The organism is Streptomyces krungchingensis, from assembly GCF_054729265.1.
Genome location: NZ_JBPUKY010000001.1, coordinates 889,767 through 909,484, shown reverse-complemented (window position 1 = coordinate 909,484; position 19,718 = coordinate 889,767). Strand labels below are relative to the sequence as shown.

Genomic DNA, 19,718 nt, shown 5'->3' with positions numbered 1-19,718 from the left:
ATGGACACTGACCCGTCGGAATCCTTCCGGCGTGCGGGACGCCGGCGAGCACGTTCCCGAGTACCCCTCGAAATGCGGTGCACACCCGGATCTTTCGTGCACGGACGGGTTCCGAAGGCTTGCCTGCTCTTGACCCTTCCTTTCCCGGGATACCTCTGTCACAGAGCTATCGTCGAAAGCGTGGAGCCAGAGACCTTTCCCGACACACTCGCCGACACCCTGGCCGGGGTGCAGCGCCTCATCCGGCGGCGGCTGCGCGGCGGCATGACGGCCCCGCGGCTGCGCGGCGCCGAGGTCGAACTGCTGCGGCTGGTCGCCGCCCGTCCCGGCATCGGTGTGTCGGAAGCGGCCAAGGAGCTCTGTCTCGCGGGCAACTCCGTCTCGACGCTGGTCAACCAGCTCGTGCGGGACGGCTATCTGCGCCGCGAGACGGACCCGGCCGACCGGCGCGCCGCGCGCCTTCTGCCCACACCTGCGGCCGGAGCCCGGCTGCGCGACTGGCGCGAGCGCCGGGCGGCACTCGTACGCCGCCAGGTGGACCGCCTGGACGACGCCGACCGCGCGGCCCTGGCAGCGGCGATCCCGGCGCTGCGCAAGCTGGCGGCGCACCTGCACGAGGAGGCCGAGGAGACATGAGGCGGTACAGCACCGACAGGGGAGACCCCGCCCGACGGGCCGGCCACGGCTCCGAAGCGCCCGACGGAGCCGGGAGCCCCGCAGCGGCCGACGGCCGGCCGGGGACGGGCGGCCGGGCGGCCCCGGAGCCGCCGGAGGCGGACGGCTGCGCGGTCACCTGCACGGGACTCGTCCACACCTTCGGCGAGACCACCGCGGTCGACGGGCTCGAACTCTCGGTCCGCGACGGCGAGGTGTTCGGCCTGCTCGGACCCAACGGCGCCGGCAAGACGACCGCCATCCGCTGCATCACCACGCTGCTGCCCGTCCCGGCCGGCACGATCCGCGTCTTCGGGCACGACGCCGCCGGCGAACGCATGGCCGTGCGCCGACTGCTCGGCTACGTGCCGCAGCAACTGTCCGCCGACTCCGGACTCACGGGACGGGAGAACGTGTCCCTGTTCGCCCGCGTCTTCGACGTCCCGCGCCGCGAGCGCACGGCGCGCGTCGACCAGGCACTCGCGGCGGTCGACCTGACCGACGCGGCCGACCGGCTCGCCAAGACGTACTCCGGAGGCATGGTCCGGCGCCTGGAACTCGCCCAGGCACTGGTCAGCGCGCCCCGCCTGCTGATCCTCGACGAGCCGACCATCGGCCTCGACCCGATCGCCAGGACCAACGTGTGGGAGCACATCAACGCCGTACGGGCGGCCACCGGAATGACCGTCCTCGTGACGACCCACTACATGGACGAGGCCGACCAGTACTGCGACCGCGTCGCGCTGATGCACCGCGGACGGATCCGCGCCCTCGGCACCCCGGACGAGCTGAGGACGGGCCTCGGCGAACGGCGGGGAACCGCCGCGAACGGTGAACTGCCCACGCTGGAGGACGTCTTCCGCGACATCGCCGGCAGTGGCCTCGACGACCGGTCAGGAGAGTTCAGCGATGTACGAAGCACCCGCCGCACCGCGTCCCGTGTCGGCTGACGGCGTGCGGCCGACGGGCGCACTGGACCTGCTCGTGGTCCCGCCGAGGGCCCGCACCGGCTGGCGGGTGCTGCCCGCCCGGGTCGGCGCGATGTGCGCCGTCGAGCTGCAGAAGCTCCGCCACGACCGCACCGAGCTGTACACCCGGGCGATCCAGCCCGCGCTGTGGCTGCTGATCTTCGGCGAGACCTTCACACGGATCCGCGCGATACCCACCGGGGGCATCCCGTACCTCGACTACCTGGCACCCGGCATCATCGCCCAGTCCGCGATGTTCATCGCGATCTTCTACGGCATCATGATCATCTGGGAGCGGGACGCCGGGATCCTCACGAAACTCCTCGTCACGCCGACCCCGCGCTCGGCGCTGATCACCGGCAAGGCCTTCGCCGCCGGCGTGAAGGCGCTGATCCAGGCCGTCGTGGTGATCGTCATCGCCGCGCTGCTCGGGGTGGCGATGACCTGGAACCCGCTGCGGCTGCTGGGCGTCGCGGTGGCCGTCGTCCTCGGTTCGGCCTTCTTCTCCTGCCTGTCCATGACGATCGCCGGCATCGTGCTCACCCGGGACCGCCTGATGGGTATCGGCCAGGCCATCACGATGCCGCTGTTCTTCGGTTCCAACGCGCTCTACCCGGTCGCCGTCATGCCCGGCTGGCTCCAGGCCGTCAGCATGGTCAACCCGCTGAGCTACCAGGTCGACGCCCTGCGCGGACTGCTGCTCGGCACGCACGCCCACCTGGCCCTGGACTACGGCGTCCTGGTCGTGGCCGCGGCGCTCGGCATCCTGTCCGCCTCGTCCCTGCTCGGACGGCTGGCCCGCTGAGCGTGCCCGCATCGCGTACCCCGGCGCACGCCACGGCGCCGGGTCACGGCAACGGCTGCTCGGCCCAGATCACCTTGCCGTCGGGCGTGTAGCGGGTGCCCCAGCGTTCGGCGAGCTGCGCGACCAGGAACAGGCCGCGCCCGCCCTCGTCCATGGACGCCGCGTAGCGCAGATGGGGTGAGGTGCTGCTGCCGTCGGAGACCTCGCAGATCAGCGTGCGGTCGAGCAGTACCCGAACCCGGATCGGGCCGTTGCCGTAGCGGATCGCGTTGGTGACCAGCTCGCTGAGGACGAGCTCGGTGGTGAACGCCATCTCCTCCAGCCCCCAGTCCGCCAGCCGGCGGGTCACCGAGGCGCGCACCTCGCCGACGGCCGCCGGCTCCGAGGGGACCTGCCAGTCGGCGATCCGGTCCTCGCCCAGGGCGTGCGTACGGGCGACGATCAGCGCGATGTCGTCGCTCGGCCGGGCGGGCAGCAGCGCGTGGAGCACGGCGCGGCAGGTCTCCTCGGGCGAGCGGTCCGCCCCGGCCAGGGCGGTGCGCAGCAGTCCCAGGCCCTCGTCGATGTCCCGTTCCCGGTCCTCGATGAGGCCGTCCGTGTACAGGACGAGCCGGCTGCCCTCCTCCAGGTCGAGCTCGGCCGTCTCGAACGGCAGGCCGCCCAGGCCGAGCGGCGGACCGGCCGGCACGTCGGGGAACTCCACACTGCCGTCCGGGCGCACCACCGCGGGCGGCGGGTGCCCGGCCCGCGCCACCGTGCACCGCCGGGACGTCGGGTCGTAGATGGCGTACAGGCAGGTGGCGCCGGTGACGGCGGACCTGCCCTCCTCGGACAGCTCGTCCTGGTCGATCCGGCCGACCAGCTCGTCCAGGAGGCCGAGGAGCTCGTCCGGCGGCAGATCCAGGGCGGAGAAGTTGTGGACCGCGGTCCGCAGGCGCCCCATCGTCGCCGCGGCCAGCAGCCCGTGGCCGACCACGTCCCCCACCACGACCGCGACCCGGGCGCCGGGCAGCGGCAGCACGTCGAACCAGTCCCCGCCCACCCCGGCCTGCGCGGGGAGGTAGCGGTAGGCGATGTCGAGCGCGTTCTGCTCGGGCAGGTTGCGCGGGAGCAGGCTGCGCTGGAGCGTCACCGCCATCGTGTGCTCGCGGGTGTAGCGGCGCGCGTTGTCGATGGAGACCGCCGCCCGCGCGACCAGCTCCTCGGCGAGGGCCAGGTCCTCCGAGTCGAAGGGCTCGGGCTTCTCCGAGCGCCAGAAGTTGACCACGCCCATCATGAGCGGGCCCACGCGCAGGGGTACGGCGATCAGCGAGTGGATTCCGTAGTCCACGACCCGCGCGGTGCGCTGGAGGTCCTGCGCGAGCCACCCGGGGGCGTCGCCGAGGGCGGGTTCGATGACCGCCCGCCCGGTGCGCAGGCTGTGGGCCTGGGGGGAGGAGGCCACGAAGCCGATGTGGTGGCCGACGGGATACAGCGGCGCGTCGCCGCGGATCCCGCCCGACGCCGTACGGCGCAGCCCGTTGACGGGGTCGGGCTCCTGCCCGTTCAGGACGGCGTCGGCGAGGTCCACGGTCACGAAGTCGGCGAAGCGCGGGACGGCCACCTCAGCGAGCTCCTCGGCGGTCCGCCGCACGTCCAGGCTCGTGCCGATGCCCACTCCGGCGTCGTACAGCAGCTTCAGGCGCTCGCGTGCCACCTCCGCCCGTCCGGACAGCGCGCGCAGCTCCGTCGAGTCGCGCAGGGTCGCGACGCTGCCCGGCGGGCCGCCCTGGAGGTCCGTGGGCCGCTGGTTGACGGCGAGCAGCCGGTCCCCGACCAGGTGCACCTCGTCGGTGACGATCTGCCCCGAGGCCAGCAGGTCCGCGGTGTCCGCGTCGAGGCCCAGGTCGAGCACGTGCCGGCCCTCGGCGTCCTCCGGCAGGTCGAGCAGCCGGTTGGCCTCGTCGTTGGCGAGCACGAGCCGCCCCTCGCCGCTGACGATGATCACTCCCTCCCGGACGGCGTGCAGCACCGCGTCGTGGTGCTCGTACATCCGGGTCATCTCGTACGGGCCCAGGCCACGCGTCTGGCGCAGCAGGCGCCGGCTCACGAGCGCGGTGCCCGCGGTGGCCAGGGCGAGTGCGACGCCGGCGGAGGTGAGGACGAGCGGCAGCTGCCGGTCGGCCACGCCGCCCACGTTCGCCGTGGTGATACCGGCCGACACCAGGCCCACGACCTTGCCCCCGGGGTCCTCGACGGGCACCGTCGCCTGCACCAGCGGACCGATGGTGCCGTTGACCTCCTCGACGACCGACTTACCGGCCACCGCGGGCGCGATCGTGCCGACGAACTTCTTGCCGATCCGGTCGGGCTTGGGATGGGTGTAGCGGATCCCGTCGGTGCTCATCACGACGATGAAGTCCACGTTCGACGCCTTGCGGGCCGCCTCCGCGCTCGGCTGGAGGATGGCGGTGGGGTCGGGAGAGCTCAGGGCCGCCCGGGTCCCCGGAGCGTGGGCGAACGTCTCGGCCACCGCGAGGGAGCGGTTGCGGGCCTCCTGAGTGCTGTCGTGCCGCACCTGAAGCACCAGGGCCACCACTGCGGACACCACCAGCAGCAGCACGATCACGACCTGAAGGACGAACACCTGTCCGGCGACGCTGCGCACACTGAGTGCCGACCGGGGCCCGGCGGACGCGCCGCGACGGTGCTTGCCCTCGTTCGACCCACGCTGAGGGAGCGGTGTGGTGGTGCGGCGGGTCGACTGAGCCCGGGTTCGACCCAATAGTCCGACCATGTGCTATGTCTACACTGCCCGGCGCCCGGAGGCGAGAGGCGTCGCACGACGTGAGGGGCCGCCGATGCCGGTCCCCGCAACGGGCCCGGCCCCCTGCCGCAGGGGCGGAACTGCTGTTGCCGCCGGGACGGGGCTGCCTTCACGAGGATCTGGCCGCATGATGGAGGAGGAAGTTTTTGCCCGCATTTGTGGCTTGAGCGCGGGAGGTCGTCATGAAGAACCCGGACCGTTTCCGGCTGTCCTTCACCCATCCGGGATCGGGCGGTGCCAGCGTCGTGACCGACGAGGTGGTCGTCGAGCGGACCGAGAGTCTCGGGCCGGGTGGCCACCCGGTGTACAGCGATCCCACAGGCATACTCCGTGCAGAGATCACCCCGGCGGGTGAGGTACGCATGCTGGCGAGCGGCGCCTATCAGTCCCCGCTCAACCCGTCCGCCGAACCGATTCCCTGAACCTGCCGGAGGCTTCGGGACGCGGAGGAGTCGGCGTCCCGAAGCTTTCGCACGTAACGGATCCCGGGGCGACCGCTCAACTCGACGTCGCCGACGGACACGAATCCCGTACGGGCGAGGACGGTCCGTGAACCGGCGTTGTCGACGGTGGTCCTGGCCCGCAGCTCGCGCAGACCGTACTCCGCGACGGCCAGGGAGCAGACCGCGTGCACCGCGGCCGTCGCCAGGCCCCGCCCGGCCGCGCGCTCGGCGATGCGGTATCCCAGTTCGGCCGAACCGTCCGCCACGTCGACCAGGTTGACCCGCCCCAGGACCTCGCCTCCGTCGCCCACGACCAGGTGGAAGATGCACAGGCCCGTTGCCTGCTCGGCGAGCAGTTCGGCGTGGCGTGCGTCGAAGCGGGCGAAGTAGTCGTCGCCGCGGTCGGGGATCGACGCGGCGAAATACGCCCTGTTCTCCTGCTCGAACTCCAGGAGAGCCGGGGCGTGTTCGGGGCGGAGGCGCTGGAGTTCGGGCATCCGGTCATGCTAGGCAGCGGCGGCCCACGGGGCGACCGGATTTGTGCCGGCCCGCTCCGCGCGGCGGGAACCTGTCGATTCCGCCGGTGCGCGTTCGTTCAGAGGGTGGGACGCCGGCGCCGTGCCGGTGCCGGACGAGGGCACATCGCCCCGGACGGCGGCTTGTCCGGCCGGCGCGTCTGGGTCGACCTGGGCGACGGCACCCCGGACGGCATCTGCGTCGACGCGCGGCGAGCTGTCTGGTACGCCGACGTGCCGAACCGCTGCTGCGTGCGCGTCGCGGAGGGCGGCAAGGTGCTGGACCGCGTCGACCTCGACCGTGGCGGCTTCGCCTGCGCGCTGGGCGGACCGGACGGCACGACCCTGTTCGTCGTGGCCGCGGAACGGCGGGATGACGGAGCCCGAGATGGTCACGCCCGGAAGCGGCCGGGTGCTGGCCGTCGAGGTCGAGGTGCCGGGGGCGGGCCGGCCGTGATCCTGGCGAGGGACGGCGGGGGAGCGGCGCGCTCCCGGGCGGCTCCCCGCGCCGGCGCGTGCGCCGGGCGGCGAGGGGCTGCGTGCCGACGCACGGTCGTCGTCGGTGGGGCTGCGCACCGAAGCTCTGCCCGCCGTCGGGGATTCATCCCAGGTGGCGCAGGGCGCCGATGCGCTGCCCGCTGTGGGAAGTCGCCTCGCGGGTCAGCCACCCGGCCCGGTAGGAGGACGGACGTCCACGACGACCGCGGTCCCGGCCGCGGCCCGGGTCTCGTACATCGTGATCACCTGACCCGGCTCGACGTGCAGCCAGCCCGACGGCACCAGCGGCACGAGCCGGATACGGCCCTGTCCGCCCGGTTCCAGGAGGGCGGTGCGCTCCACCCACATCCCGGCGATGCGGACCGCCGGCCCACCATCGGCGGTCCGCTCTCCGAGGTCCCACATCGGGCGGAGCACGCCGGCGCCGGGGACGGGCGTGGTGCGTGGCCCCTTCGCGGCCGGACGCAGCGTCAGATCGGCCAGCACCACGCCGTTGCGGAGCTCGGAGCACCGCCAGTGGCACCAGGCGGCGCTCCGCTCCAGCCGCAGCTCCTCGGCGGCAGCGGCGAGCGATTCCCAGAACGGCACAGGTAGCGGCCCGGTGTCCGTCAGCTCCTCCAGCAGACCGACGGCGAGCTCCCACTCGTCGGCGGCGAGGTACTCCCACACGTCGCCCACCGTGACGTCGTTCCCGGACGCCCGGTCCTCGGGCACCAACAGAGCGGCGGATTCGAGCAGTTCGAGGACGTCCATGTGCTGATTGTCGGACATCGCCCGGGCGTCCTGCTCCGCCGGTCCGTTGCGAGGAGAGGGGTCCCTGGGGGCGGGGCGTAGGGATAACCCTCGATCACCCCTCGATCGACCGCAAGGCCATGTCATGCATCGGTCAACAATGCCATCCTTCGTCCACCTGTCGTGCAGGCCTCACCCGGTCTGCCCACGGTCGCGTTCCCGCACACCCCAGCTCAGCTCGTCCCGGACAGCACAACCCCGTCTGCCCGGTCTGTCAGCGGCCGCCCCTACGCGGCCGAAGCAGTAGGAGTACGAGTGAGACGTATCCCCCGTCAGGCGACCGCGGCCGGAGCCCTGGTGGCCACCGCCGCTTTCCTGGCCGTCGGCATACAGACGGTCCCGGCAGCCGCCAAGCCCGCCCCCCACACCAGCCCCCTGCGCACCGGGGGACTGGAGGCCGCACTCACCCCGGCCCAGCACACGGCGCTGTTGAAGAACGCAACGCAGCGGAGCGCGGCGACCGCCGACTCCCTCGGCCTCGGCGCCAAGGAGAAACTGGTCGTCAAGGACGTCGTCAAGGACAAGGACGGCACCCTCCACACCCGCTACGAACGCACCTACGCCGGCCTGCCGGTGCTGGGCGGCGACCTCGTCGTCCACACCCCGCCCGCCTCCCTGGCCTCCGGCACGGTGAGCACCACCTTCAACAACAAGCGCGCCATCAAGGTCGCCTCCACCACGGCGAAGGTCACCAGGTCGGCCGCCGCGGGCAAGGCGCTGAAGGCCGCCCAGGCCCTCGACGCGCACAAGCCCGCCGCCGACAGCGCCCGCAAGGTGATCTGGGCCGGCACCGGCACCCCGCGGCTCGCCTGGGAGACCGTCGTCAGCGGCCTCCAGGACGACGGCACACCGAGCAAACTGCACGTCGTCACCGACGCCACCACCGGCAAGGAGCTCCACCGCTACGAGGGCGTCCAGACCGGCACCGGCAACACGCAGTACAGCGGCACGGTGACCCTGAACACCACGCTGTCCGGGTCGACTTACCAGCTGACCGACGGCACGCGCGGCGGGCACAAGACGTACAGCCTCAACAACGGCACGTCCGGCACCGGCACGCTGATGACGGACGCCGACGACACCTGGGGCACCGGGTCCGGGTCCAACACCCAGACCGCCGGAGCCGACGCCGCCTACGGCGCCCAGATGACGTGGGACTTCTACAAGAACACCTTCGGCCGCAGCGGCATCAAGAACGACGGGGTCGCGGCCTACTCGCGCGTCCACTACAGCACGGCGTACGTGAACGCCTTCTGGGACGACGACTGCTTCTGCATGACCTACGGCGACGGATCGGGCGGCACCCACGCCCTCACCTCGCTCGACGTGGCCGGCCACGAGATGAGCCACGGCGTCACCTCCAACACCGCGGGCCTGGAGTACTCCGGCGAGTCCGGCGGCCTGAACGAGGCGACCTCCGACATCTTCGGCACCGGCGTGGAGTTCTACTCCAACAACAGCAGTGACGTCGGTGACTACCTCATCGGCGAGAAGATCGACATCAACGGCGACGGCACCCCGCTGCGCTACATGGACAAGCCCAGCAAGGACGGCGGCTCCGCCGACAGCTGGTACTCCGGTGTCGGCAACCTCGACGTGCACTACTCCTCGGGCCCGGCGAACCACATGTTCTACCTGCTCTCCGAGGGCAGCGGCACCAAGGTCATCAACGGCGTCACCTACAACTCGCCGACGTCCGACGGTGTCGCCGTCACGGGCATCGGCCGGGCCGCGGCACTGCAGATCTGGTACAAGGCGCTGACGACGTACATGACGTCCAGCACCAACTACGCGGGCGCCCGCACCGCGGCGCTCAACGCCGCCGCCGCGCTGTACGGCACCAACTCCACCCAGTACGCCGGTGTGGGCAACGCCTTCGCGGGCATCAACGTCGGCAGCCACATCACACCGCCGTCCTCGGGCGTGACGGTCACCAACCCGGGCAGTCAGTCCTCCACCGTCGGAACCGCGGTGAGCCTGCAGATCTCGGCCAGCAGCACCAACAGCGGCGCGCTGTCGTACGCGGCGTCCGGTCTGCCCACGGGGCTGTCCGTCAACAGCTCCACCGGCGTGATCTCCGGCACCCCCACCACGGCGGGCACGTACAGCACGACCGTCACGGTGACCGACAGCACGGGCGCCACCGGCACCGCGTCCTTCACCTGGACCGTCAGCTCCTCGGGCGGCGGCACCTGCACCTCGACGCAGCTGCTCGGCAACCCCGGCTTCGAGTCCGGCAACACCACCTGGACCGCGACCAGCGGCGTCATCACCAACTCCAGCAGCCAGGCGGCGCACGGCGGTTCCTACAAGGCCTGGCTGGACGGCTACGGCACCACCAACACCGACACGCTGTCCCAGTCGGTGACCATCCCGAGCGGCTGCAAGGCCACGCTCACCTTCTACCTGCACATCGACTCCGCGGAGACCACGACCAGCACTCAGTACGACAAGCTGACGGTCACCGCCGGGTCGAAGACGCTGGCGACCTACTCCAACCTCAACAAGGCCTCGGGGTACACCCTGAAGACCTTCGACCTGTCCTCGCTCGCCGGCTCCACCGTCACGCTGAAGTTCAGCGGCGTCGAGGACTCCTCCCTGCAGACCAGCTTCGTCGTCGACGACACCGCCCTGACGACCGGCTGACCGGCACCGCCTGAACCACCGCGCATCCGCCGCGGCGTGGGTCCTCCGTGAGGACGGCCCACGCCGCGGCTCCGCGTTGTCGGCCGGGGTGCGCCGGCCTGCGGGGCGTGCCGACCGGGGGAGCGGAGGGCGGGAAGGCGCCGCTCGCGTGCCCTGAGGCTCACTCGAAGCGGGAGGGATCCCCCGCACCCAGGCGGACGATCTCCGGCCCCCCGCCGGAGAAGTCGATGACGGTCGTCGGTTCGGTGCCGCAGTCCCCGGAGTCGATGACCGCGTCCACCACGTGGTCGAGCTCCTCCTTGATCTCCCAGCCCTGGGTGAGGGGCTTGTCCTCGTCCGGCAGGAGCAGGGTGCTCGACAGCAGCGGCTCGCCGAGCTCGGCGAGAATCGCCTGGGCGACGACATGGTCGGGAATCCTGACCCCGACCGTCCGCTTCTTCGGGTGCAGCATCCGGCGCGGCGCCTCCTTCGTCGCCGGGAGGATGAAGGTGTAACTGCCCGGCGTCGCCGCCTTGATGGTGCGGAACGTGGTGTTGTCGAGGCGCACGAAGTGGCCCAGTTGCGCGAAGTCCTGGCACATCAGGGTGAAGTGGTGACGCTCGTCCAGCCGGCGGATCGAGCGGATGCGGTCGATCCCCTCCCGGTTGCCCAGCTGGCACCCGAGCGCGAAGCAGGAGTCCGTCGGGTAGACGATGAGCCCTCCGGAACGGACGATCTCGGCCACCTGGCCGATGATGCGCCGTTGCGGGTTCTCCGGGTGCACGTCGAAGTACTTGGCCATACGGCGAGCTTAGATCCGTCGCCGAGCCCCCAGGGCGACCGGCGCACGGCCCGGACGCACCGGCGCCGCACAGCCCGGGACATTTCACCGCTCACGGCTCTATGAACCTCGAGGTCCTCTGGCTACCCTCCGCGCATGATTTCCACGGTGGTGTGGGGTACCGGAAATGTCGGCCGCGCGGCCATCCGCGCCGTCGAGGCGCACCCGGCTCTGAAACTCGCCGCGGTGCTCGTCCACAACCCCGGCAAGGTCGGCCGCGACGCGGGCGAACTCGCCGGGCTCGACCACGGCCTGGGGGTCGCGGCGACCGATGACATCGACGCCGTCCTGGCCGGCTCACCGGGGGCCGTGGTGTACGCGGCGACCGGCGACATCCGTCCCGACGAAGCCCTCGCCGACATCGGCAGGGCGATACGCGCCGGGGCGGTGGTCGTCACCCCGGCTCTCTATCCGCTCTACGACCAGCGCAACGCCCCGCCGGAGTTCAGGGATCCGATGCTCGCCGCCGTCGCCGAGGGCGGCGGCTCCCTCTTCGTCTCCGGTGTCGATCCCGGGTGGGGCAACGACGTCCTGCCCCTGCTGATCAGCGGACTCGGCACCACGGTGGACGCCGTCCGCTGCCAGGAGATCTTCGACTACTCGACGTACGACCAGGAGGATTCCGTCCGTCAGCTCATCGGCATGGGGCACCCGATGGACTACGAGCCGCTGATGCTCGCGCCGTCCGTTCCCACCATGGTGTGGGGCGGGCAGATCCGGCTGATGGCCCGGGCACTCGGCGTCCAACTCGACGAGATCCGGGAGGCCACGGACCGGCGCGCGCTCACCGACACCGTGCGCACCCGCACGATGGGCGAGTTCGAGGCGGGCACCCAGGGCGCGGTGCGGTTCGAGGTGCAGGGGATCGTCGGGGGAGAACCGAGGATCGTCATCGAGCACGTGACCCGCATCCACCCGTCCTGCGCACCGGACTGGCCGATGCCGCCCGACGGTGACGGCGCCCATCGCGTGATCATCGAAGGCCGGCCGCGCATCCAGGTGACCGTCGAGGCCACCGACGAGGGTGAGAACCGCTCCGCCGGCGGCAATGCCACCGCCGTCGGACGGCTGGTGGGCGCCATCGACTGGCTGGTGAACGCGGAACCCGGACTCTACGACGCGCTCGACGTCCCGCTGCGTCCCGCAGTCGGCCGACTCGGAAGGAAGTGACCACGACCATGCACATCGACATTCCCGAGGGCCAGGAACCGATCGGCTACGTGTGGGGCGAGATGGTCCCCGGCATCGGTATGGCCGCCGCGAACTTCTCGCTGTCGGTGTACGAGCACACGACCCTGGGGCTGCGCGAGTTCGAGGCGGCGCGGCTGCGCATCGCGCAGATCAACGGGTGCCTGTTCTGTCTCGACTGGCGCACCGAGCGGGACGGGCAGAAGGTCGAGGAGGAGTTCGCCGACGCGGTGACCCAGTGGCGTACCACCGACGCCTTCGACGACCGCACCCGGCTGGCCGCGGAGTACGCCGAGCGGTACGCACTGGATCACCACGGTCTGGACGACGAGTTCTGGACTCGGATGACCGCGCAGTACAGCCAGCACGAGATCGTGGAGCTGAGCATGAGCATCGGCTCCTGGCTGGTGTTCGGCCGGCTCAACCATGTGCTGGGCCTGGACGCCGTGTGCGTGCTGCCCACCCACTGACGGGTCCGGGCCGCTCGGTCGGCCCGGTCACCGCTACAGATCGGTGGCGATGATCTTCTCGATGTTGCGCTCGGCGAGCGCCGTGATGGTGACGAACGGGTTGACGCTGGTGTTACCCGGGATGAGCGCGCCGTCGATGACGTACAGGCCCGGATGGCCGTGCAGACGGCCGTAGTTGTCGGTGGCCTTGTCGAGGACCGCGCCGCCCAGCGGGTGGTACGTGAGGTGGTCGCCCCAGATCTTGTACGTGCCGAAGAGATCGGTGCGGTAGATCGTCCCCTCCTTCGCGTTGATCTTGTCGAAGATCGACTTGGCCATGTCGATGGACGGCTGCTTCCAGGCGGTCTGCCAGTTCAGGCCGACGGTGCCCGTGCCGGCGTTCCAGGAGAACTCGGCGCGGTTCGGATTCTTGGTGATGGACAGGTAGAACGACGCGAAGGTCTCGATGCCGGTGGGCAGCGGTGCGACCTCGGCGAACGCGCCGCCCGCGGTCCAGTTGTCGATGCCGCCGCACGGAATGCTGGCCTGGAGCGCGCCGGTCGGGTCCCAGAGGTGGTTGGCGCGACCGCACATGACGTTGCCGTTGTCGCCCCAGCCCTTGCCGATCTGGTCGTTCAGGCCGGGCAGTGCGCCGGTGGCCTTCAGCTTGACCAGCAGCTTGCTCGTGCCGACGCTGCCGGCGGCGAAGAACACCCGGTCCGCGGTCACGGTCTTGGTGGCCGTGGTGTCCCCGGTGGTGTTGATCTGGTCGATGACGACCGTGTAGCCGCCGCCGGACGCCGAGGAGACCGAGGTGACCTTGTGCAGCGGTGAGACCGTGACCCGCCCGGTGGCCGCGGCCTGGGCGAGGTAGGTCTTCTGCAGCGACTTCTTGCCGTAGTTGTTGCCGTAGAGGATCTCGCCGGCCAGGGCCGACTTGGGGACGGTTCCGGCAGCCTCCTGTTCCATGTAGTCCCAGTCGTACACGTCGGGTACGAAGACGAACGGGAAGCCGGAGCGCTGGGCCTGCTTACGGCCGACCCGCGCGTACTGGTAGCAGTCCGCGCTGTCGAACCACGTCGGGTCGACGGTGCCCACGCCGAGACCACTGTTGGCGCGCGGATAGTACGTCGCGTACATCTCGTCGGCGTTCACCGACGGGAGCACGGCGCCGAAGTTCTCCCGTTTGGGGGTGACGGCCATGCCGCCGTTGACGAGCGAGCCGCCGCCGACGCCGCGGCCCTGGTAGACGATGATCCCGCCCATCTCCTCGGCGTCCAGGATCCCGGTGTAGCGGGGCACGTTCTTGTCGATCGGGAAGCCGAGGAAATTGCTGATGGGCTGCTTCGTCCTGGTCCGCAGCCAGAAGGACCGGTAGTCCGGGCTGGTCGTGTTGGCGAAGATCTTGCCGTCCGAGCCCGGGGTGTCCCAGGCCATGCCCATCTCGACCATCTGTACGTCGACACCGGCCTGGGCGAGGCGCAGTGCCGTGACGGATCCGCCGTATCCGGTGCCGATCACCAGGACGGGGACGTGGGCTCCTGAGGGGATCGGACCGGCGGCGGTGAGCGACCTCTGGGGCGCCGCGGCGGCCTGCCCCGCGAGCGTCATCGCTCCAAGAATAGAACCAGTTCCAGCAATGAATCTTCGCCGCGAAACACCCCTGGATTCGTTGTTGTACTGGACAGTCTCACCCATGTGACGCTCCTCACTGTCGATGGGTGAGAACACGTTCTACTGATACTTGCTTGTCAAGTCACTACATACCGGTTGGTAACTTCTGTCCGATCTTGGGGTGTTAGGGGGTCGGTGTCCGTGCCCCTTGACTTCACAAGACCCTCGCGCGACATTCCTGACTCCGCATCAGAAACCGTGGCGGCAGGCGCCCCACTGCCTCCCGGAGCACCCGCACGCCCCCACGTTCCCTCGCCCTGCTGGAGTGCCCTGCCATGTCCCCGAGCGCGGAACCCGTCGGACGCACCACCGCACCCTCCCCGGCACCCGGGCCCTCGCGGCGCCATGTGCTCGGCGCCGCGACGGGTGCCGGGCTCGCGCTCGCGACGGGCCTGCCGGGCACCGCCGCGGCGGCCGACCTCCCCCCGCTCGGCACCTTCGACGTCGTGGTGATCGGCTCCGGGGCGGCGGGCATGACCGCCGCACTGACGGCCGCCCGGAAGGGCCTCAGCTGCGTGGTCGTGGAGAAGGCCCCCACCTTCGGCGGCTCGGCGGCACGGTCCGGAGCGGGCATCTGGATCCCGAACAACCCGGTCGTCCTCGCCGCCGGAGTCCCGGACACCCCCGAGAAGGCCGCCGCCTACCTCGCGGCCGTGGTGGGCCCCGAGGTGTCCGCCGAGCGCCGGCAGGCCTTCCTGGACCACGGACCCGCCATGATCTCCTTCGTCATGGCGAACAGTCCGCTCCGCTTCCGCTGGATGGAGGGGTACAGCGACTACTACCCGGAGCTCCCCGGCGGACTGCCCCGCGGCCGGTCGATGGAGCCGGACCAGCTCGACGGCACCGTCCTGGGCGCCGAACTCGCGCACCTGAACCCGCCGTACATGCCGGTCCCGGCCGGCATGGTCGTCTTCAGCGCGGACTACAAGTGGCTCACCCTCGCCGCCGTGAGCGCGAAGGGCGCGGCGGTGGCCGCCGAATGCCTGGCCCGCGGCACCAAGGCGGCCCTCCTCGGCCAGAAACCCCTGACGATGGGCCAGTCGCTGGCGGCCGGCCTGCGCGCCGGACTGCTCTCCGCCCAGGTACCGGTGTGGCTGAACAGCCCGCTCACCGACCTGTACACCGAGGACGGCACGGTCGTCGGAGCGGTGGTCACCCGGAACGGCACTCCGGGTCTGGTCCGCGCCCGGCGCGGGGTGATCGTCGGTTCCGGCGGCTTCGAGCACAACGCGGCCATGCGCGCCCGGTACCAGCAACAGCCCATCGGCACCGAGTGGACGGTCGGCGCCAAGGAGAACACCGGCGACGGAATCCGGGCGGGGGAGCGGGCGGGCGCGGCGCTCGACCTGATGGACGACGCCTGGTGGGGGCCGGCGATCCCGCTGCCCGACCAGCCCTACTTCTGCCTCGCCGAGCGCACCCTCCCCGGCGGCCTGCTGGTCGACGCGGCCGGTGCCCGCTTCGTGAACGAGGCCGCCCCCTACAGCGACGTCGTGCACACCATGTACGAACGCAACGCGACCGCGCCCGACATCCCGGCCTGGCTGATCGTCGACCAGAACTACCGCAACCGGTACCTGTTCAAGGACGTCGCGCCGACCTTCGCGTTCCCCGACGCCTGGTACACCTCGGGCGCCGCGTACAAGGCCTGGACGCTCGACGCCCTCGCCGCGGCCATCCACGTGCCCGCGGCGGCCCTGCGCGCCACGGTCGGCCGCTTCAACGGCCTCGCCCTGAGCGGGCGGGACCCCGATTTCCACCGCGGCGACAGTGTCTACGACCACTACTACACGGACCCGGCGATCCTCCCCAACTCCTGTCTGGCCCCCCTCTGGCTCGCCCCCTTCCACGCCTTCCGGATCGTCCCCGGCGACCTGGGGACCAAGGGCGGCCTGCGCACGGACGCCCGGGCGCGCGTGCTGCGCCCGGACGGCTCGGTGATCCGCGGCCTCTACGCGGCGGGGAACGCCAGCGCCGCGGTCATGGGGCACAGCTACGCGGGCGCGGGCTCGACGATCGGCCCCGCGATGACCTTCGGCCACATCGCGGCCCTGGACATCGCGGCGGCCACCGCGTCCTGACTCTGCGCACTATTCGGTACGGTTCGTCTCCTCCTCGCCCGGTGTCAGGAGCAGCATGGTGACGTCGTCGCGGATCGAGGGACAGAACCGGGTGAGGTCCTCCCAGACGCTGTCGACCAGTGAGGCGGGCGACTCCTCGGCGAGCGCGGTCAGCCGCTCGGCCAGGGGATAGAAGGTCCCGTGCCTGTCCCGGCTCTCGGACACCCCGTCGGACGCCAGGAACAGCCGGTCACCCGGCTCCAGGCGGACGGTGCGGGTCTTCGGCGGAGCGATGTCGAACAGCCCCGCCCCGAGTGGCGCCCCCGCTTCGACATCGAGCTCGAACGCCTTCGTGCCGCGCAGCAGCAGGGGGTACGGATGCCCGCAGGACACCAGCCGGACCGCGCCGGTCCCCGGCGGGAAGTCCAGCAGCAGGGCGGTGGCGAACATCTCGGCCGGATGGTCGCCCGCCGAGTCCACCACCAGTCTGCGTTCGAGGCGCGCCGCGGTGGCCTTGAGGTCCCGCTGGTCGAGCACGGTCTCCCGGAACGCCCCGAGAAGCGAGGCGACGGTGCCCACCGCCGACAGCCCGTGCCCCTGCACGTCGCCCATCAGGGCCCGTACGCCGAAGGGCCCCGCCCGCACGTCGAAGAAGTCGCCGCCGACCAGCGTCTCGCTCTGCGCCGCCCGGTACAGACCGGAGCAGCGCACCGTCCCGACCCGCTCGGCGAGCGGCGGCAGGACGGCGAGCTGGGCGGCTTCCGCGACGCTCCGCACCGTGACCAGCTGCTTGTCCCGGCGCGTGCGCACCAGGGACACGAACACGCTGAGTACGGCGATGAAGGTGATGGTCAGCAGATCGGCGTTGCCCGGCCGGTTCAGTCCCAGGGCGGGGACGTTCAGCAGCAGCACGACGACGACTCCGAAAAGAGCCGTGGCCAGGGGCCCGTAGGAGAGCACGGCCATCGTCGGGATGGCACCGAGCAGGAAGCCGATGTCGAGTGGGTGGTCGGTCCCGAGTTCGATCGCGCAGATCACCGCCAGCAGGGCCGGTGGCAGTGCCCGCACCCAGCGCGGAGGAGGCGAGCCGCGCAGCCAGCCCTGCTTCTCGCCGTCCCGCCGACCCGACCCGGCCCTCCCGGCCATAGCGCTCCTCCTCATCCACCACGCTCCACCATTCGGCCGGGGTGCGCATTCCGGTCGGCCGGCAAACGGCTGGACGGGGCCGCGGGCGCCGGGCCCGCCCGGGCGATCCCGCGCAGGCGCGTCGTATGCGGGAACGGCTGCGATCCGTGACGGCACGCGGCAGGACGCCGCGCGGCGTCGGCTCGCCGCGGGTGGCGCCGGGGGCGCCCACCGCGGCGAACCGGTGCGGCGTCAGCCGTCGATGCGGTGCGTGCTCCAGAAGGAGGTCAGGTCCGTGCTGGTGGCCGCCTGGGCGGCCGCCTTGAACTCGGCCGTGGTCGACACGCCGTACCAGTGCGCGGTGGCGTAGTCCTTGAGCAGCTTGGTCATGGCCGTGTCGCCGATGAGGCGCCGCAGATCGTGCAGGGCGCACTTCCCGTACCCGTAGACGACGGTGGAGTAGCGGGACGAGTGGGCGTCCCAGTACGCCATCGAGTTGGTGATCTTCTCCGCCGAGGAGGCCCAGGAGACGCTGTTCCAGCAGTTGGTGCCGGTCTTGTTCAGGGCCAGATCGGTGGCGTAGTCGGTGAACGCCTCGTCGAGCCAGGGACTGGTGTACTCGTCGTCGCCGACGATCCCGTACCACCACTGGTGGCCGATCTCATGGGTCAGCGCCGTGGTGCTGACCAGGTCGAGGACGAAGCCGGGGTACTCCATGCCGCCGAACCAGTAGTTGTTGTCGATCACCGCGTCCAGCTCGCCGTAGGGGTAGGCGCCGAACCGCGAGGCGTGGGCGTCCACCGCGGACTTGGCCGTGGTGAGCATCGACTGCGCGTCGGTGGAGCTGATGGCCGAGACGGAGTAGACGTTGATGCGGGTGCCGGCGGTGGAGGTGCCGGAGATCTTGCTGAAGGGTCCCGCGGCCCAGGCGAAGTCGCGCACCTTGGAGGCGGTGGCCGTGGTGACCGTGCGTCCGCTGGAGCCGGGGGTGTCGACCGAGGTGCCGGTCGCCGGGACCAGCAGGGTGCTCGGGTGGTCGAGGGTCACCTTGAAGTCGGCGGCCAGGGAGTAGAACGACTCGCCGTTGTTCGTGTACGGGTCCAGGTGCCAGCCTGCGCCGTCCTTGACGGCGAGGACGGGCAGGGCGTTGCCGATGAAGCTGAACGCGCCGTCGTGGCCGAACCGGTCGGCACCGCTGGGGACGGTGATGCCCAGGTCGAAGCCGATCGTGGCGCTCTGGCCCTGCGGCAGCGGGGCGGGCAGGTCTATCTTCAGGGCGGTGCAGTTGACCGACAGGGCACCCGCGGTGCCGCCGGTGACATTGCTGACCTTGATCGGCATGGCCGAGCAGGTGCCGTGGTAGTTGTCCCACAGCCTCAGATAGACCTCGCTCAGCGGGGTCGAGGAGGCGTTGGTGAAGGTGGCGCTCTCGTGGCCCGTCCAGACCGTGCCGCTCGTGTCGCTGCTCAGGCTGACGGTGTACGAGGGGGCGGCCGGAGTGCGGGTGGAGTCGGCCGGCGGGGTCGTACCGCCCGAGGTGTCGAGCGCGACGTCGTCGACGACGAAGCTGGACTGGAGACTGGAGTCCTCGGTGCCGGTGAAGGTGAGGGTCACGGTCTGGCCGGCGAACGCCGACACGTCGAACGACTTCTGCGCGTAACCGGTGTTCTTGTCGAGGTTGGAGTAGGTCGCCAGTGTGGTGCTGCCGATCTTCGCCGTCAGCTTGTCGTACGCGATGGACGACGTCGTCTCGGCGGTGTCGATGTGCAGCCAGAAGGTGAGGGTGGCGCTGCTGCAGCCGGACGGGACGGTGACGCTCTGCGAGAGGGTGTCGGTGTGGGTGCTGCCGACGCCGCCGAGCCAGGCGAAGCTGGTGCCGCCGTGGGCGGTCTGGCCGGCGCGGTTGGTGATCACCCTGGTCGACGACTGGCTCCAGGGTGAAGTGCCGCTCTCGAAGCCGCCGTTGGCGACGACCTGCGTGGGGGTGCAGGCGGCGGCCGCGGGGGCCGCGGGCGGCGCGGCGGCCGCCGTTGTGCCGGGGAGCGACAGGGCGGCCAGCGCCGTGACGGCGAGCGCGCTCGCGGCGATGGCCTTGCGGGGGGTTGGTCTCACGCGAAACTCCTTTGAGGGGGCCGGGATCGCGGCCTGCTCGGTGCCGCCCGGACGGCGTGGGTGTGCCGCGGGCGGTCAGGGGCTTGTGCCTGACGGTTGCGTGATTGCTGGGGAGTTCTTCGGCGCCGCCCCGCAGCCGGGGCGACGACTGCGGGAAGCGTCG

At 71.2% G+C, this 19,718-nt stretch carries 15 protein-coding genes and 1 pseudogene; 9 read left to right on the top strand and 7 right to left on the bottom strand.

The genetic code is table 11. The features are described 5' to 3' along the window. The first annotated feature begins 180 nt into the window (after positions 1–180). From ACSYGO_RS04200 to ACSYGO_RS04190, 3 genes are read left to right on the top strand one after another with little or no spacing between them, the layout of a single operon-like run. On the top strand, positions 181–636 hold the full coding sequence (locus ACSYGO_RS04200) for a MarR family winged helix-turn-helix transcriptional regulator (protein WP_432176056.1): 456 nt from the start codon (positions 181–183) through the stop codon (positions 634–636). Continuing rightward, positions 633–1,604, top strand: a complete 972-nt coding sequence (locus ACSYGO_RS04195; RefSeq protein ID WP_426679987.1) for an ABC transporter ATP-binding protein — start codon at positions 633–635, stop codon at positions 1,602–1,604. Before ACSYGO_RS04200 ends, ACSYGO_RS04195 begins: the two co-directional genes overlap by 4 nt. Further along, positions 1,564–2,427: an ABC transporter permease gene (locus ACSYGO_RS04190; RefSeq protein ID WP_426679988.1), complete on the top strand. Its 864-nt coding sequence runs from the start codon at positions 1,564–1,566 to the stop codon at positions 2,425–2,427. Before ACSYGO_RS04195 ends, ACSYGO_RS04190 begins: the two co-directional genes overlap by 41 nt. Positions 2,428–2,470: 43 nt before the next feature. On the opposite strand, the gene ACSYGO_RS04185 is transcribed toward ACSYGO_RS04190, so the two are convergent. Then, a complete protein-coding gene (locus tag ACSYGO_RS04185) occupies positions 2,471–5,203 on the bottom strand; it encodes a SpoIIE family protein phosphatase (protein WP_460385793.1) in 2,733 nt (910 codons plus the stop codon). Positions 5,204–5,415: 212 nt separating this feature from the next. Between ACSYGO_RS04185 and ACSYGO_RS04180 the strand changes: the two genes are divergently transcribed. Beyond that, on the top strand, positions 5,416–5,655 hold the full coding sequence (locus tag ACSYGO_RS04180; RefSeq protein ID WP_345645868.1) for a DUF6296 family protein: 240 nt from the start codon (positions 5,416–5,418) through the stop codon (positions 5,653–5,655). Here ACSYGO_RS04180 and ACSYGO_RS04175 read toward each other — a convergent pair. Then, complete coding sequence (locus tag ACSYGO_RS04175) at positions 5,616–6,173, bottom strand: GNAT family N-acetyltransferase (RefSeq protein ID WP_426679990.1); 558 nt, start codon at positions 6,171–6,173, stop codon at positions 5,616–5,618. The two genes, ACSYGO_RS04180 and ACSYGO_RS04175, sit on opposite strands and share 40 nt — an antisense overlap. 6 nt (positions 6,174–6,179) lie before the next feature. Here ACSYGO_RS04175 and ACSYGO_RS04170 point away from each other — a divergent pair. After that, a pseudogene (locus tag ACSYGO_RS04170) lies at positions 6,180–6,494 on the top strand (SMP-30/gluconolactonase/LRE family protein); the annotation flags it as partial. A gap of 357 nt (positions 6,495–6,851) precedes the next feature. Here ACSYGO_RS04170 and ACSYGO_RS04165 read toward each other — a convergent pair. Continuing rightward, complete coding sequence (locus tag ACSYGO_RS04165; RefSeq protein WP_460385792.1) at positions 6,852–7,460, bottom strand: hypothetical protein; 609 nt, start codon at positions 7,458–7,460, stop codon at positions 6,852–6,854. A gap of 276 nt (positions 7,461–7,736) precedes the next feature. On the opposite strand from ACSYGO_RS04165, the gene ACSYGO_RS04160 reads away from it, so the two are divergent. Then, entirely contained in the window at positions 7,737–10,127 is a 2,391-nt protein-coding gene (locus tag ACSYGO_RS04160) for a M4 family metallopeptidase (RefSeq protein ID WP_432176062.1), read from the top strand. 160 nt (positions 10,128–10,287) lie between these two features. On the opposite strand, the gene ACSYGO_RS04155 is transcribed toward ACSYGO_RS04160, so the two are convergent. After that, entirely contained in the window at positions 10,288–10,908 is a 621-nt protein-coding gene (locus ACSYGO_RS04155; protein ID WP_460385791.1) for an L-threonylcarbamoyladenylate synthase, read from the bottom strand. Between the two features lie 135 nt (positions 10,909–11,043). On the opposite strand from ACSYGO_RS04155, the gene ACSYGO_RS04150 reads away from it, so the two are divergent. Further along, positions 11,044–12,117, top strand: a complete 1,074-nt coding sequence (locus ACSYGO_RS04150; RefSeq protein WP_460385790.1) for an NAD(P)H-dependent amine dehydrogenase family protein — start codon at positions 11,044–11,046, stop codon at positions 12,115–12,117. An 8-nt stretch (positions 12,118–12,125) separates the two neighbouring features. Continuing rightward, complete coding sequence (locus ACSYGO_RS04145; protein WP_460385789.1) at positions 12,126–12,605, top strand: carboxymuconolactone decarboxylase family protein; 480 nt, start codon at positions 12,126–12,128, stop codon at positions 12,603–12,605. Positions 12,606–12,638: 33 nt separating this feature from the next. Here ACSYGO_RS04145 and ACSYGO_RS04140 read toward each other — a convergent pair whose 3' ends face one another. Further along, entirely contained in the window at positions 12,639–14,282 is a 1,644-nt protein-coding gene (locus ACSYGO_RS04140) for a GMC oxidoreductase (RefSeq protein ID WP_460385788.1), read from the bottom strand. A gap of 251 nt (positions 14,283–14,533) precedes the next feature. Here ACSYGO_RS04140 and kstD point away from each other — a divergent pair, with 251 nt between their 5' ends. Continuing rightward, the gene (gene kstD, locus ACSYGO_RS04135) at positions 14,534–16,339 is read left to right on the top strand and encodes a 3-oxosteroid 1-dehydrogenase (protein ID WP_460385787.1); all 1,806 of its coding nucleotides are present in this window, start codon (positions 14,534–14,536) and stop codon (positions 16,337–16,339) included. A 9-nt stretch (positions 16,340–16,348) separates the two neighbouring features. Here the strand turns inward: kstD and ACSYGO_RS04130 are convergent, their stop codons facing one another. Together ACSYGO_RS04130 and ACSYGO_RS04125 are read right to left on the bottom strand one after the other, a co-directional pair. Next, positions 16,349–17,464, bottom strand: coding sequence for a PP2C family protein-serine/threonine phosphatase (locus ACSYGO_RS04130; RefSeq protein WP_426679999.1), 1,116 nt, complete (start codon positions 17,462–17,464; stop codon positions 16,349–16,351). A 231-nt stretch (positions 17,465–17,695) separates the two neighbouring features. Next, positions 17,696–19,555, bottom strand: coding sequence for a M1 family metallopeptidase (locus ACSYGO_RS04125; protein ID WP_460385786.1), 1,860 nt, complete (start codon positions 19,553–19,555; stop codon positions 17,696–17,698). Positions 19,556–19,718 lie beyond the last annotated feature (163 nt).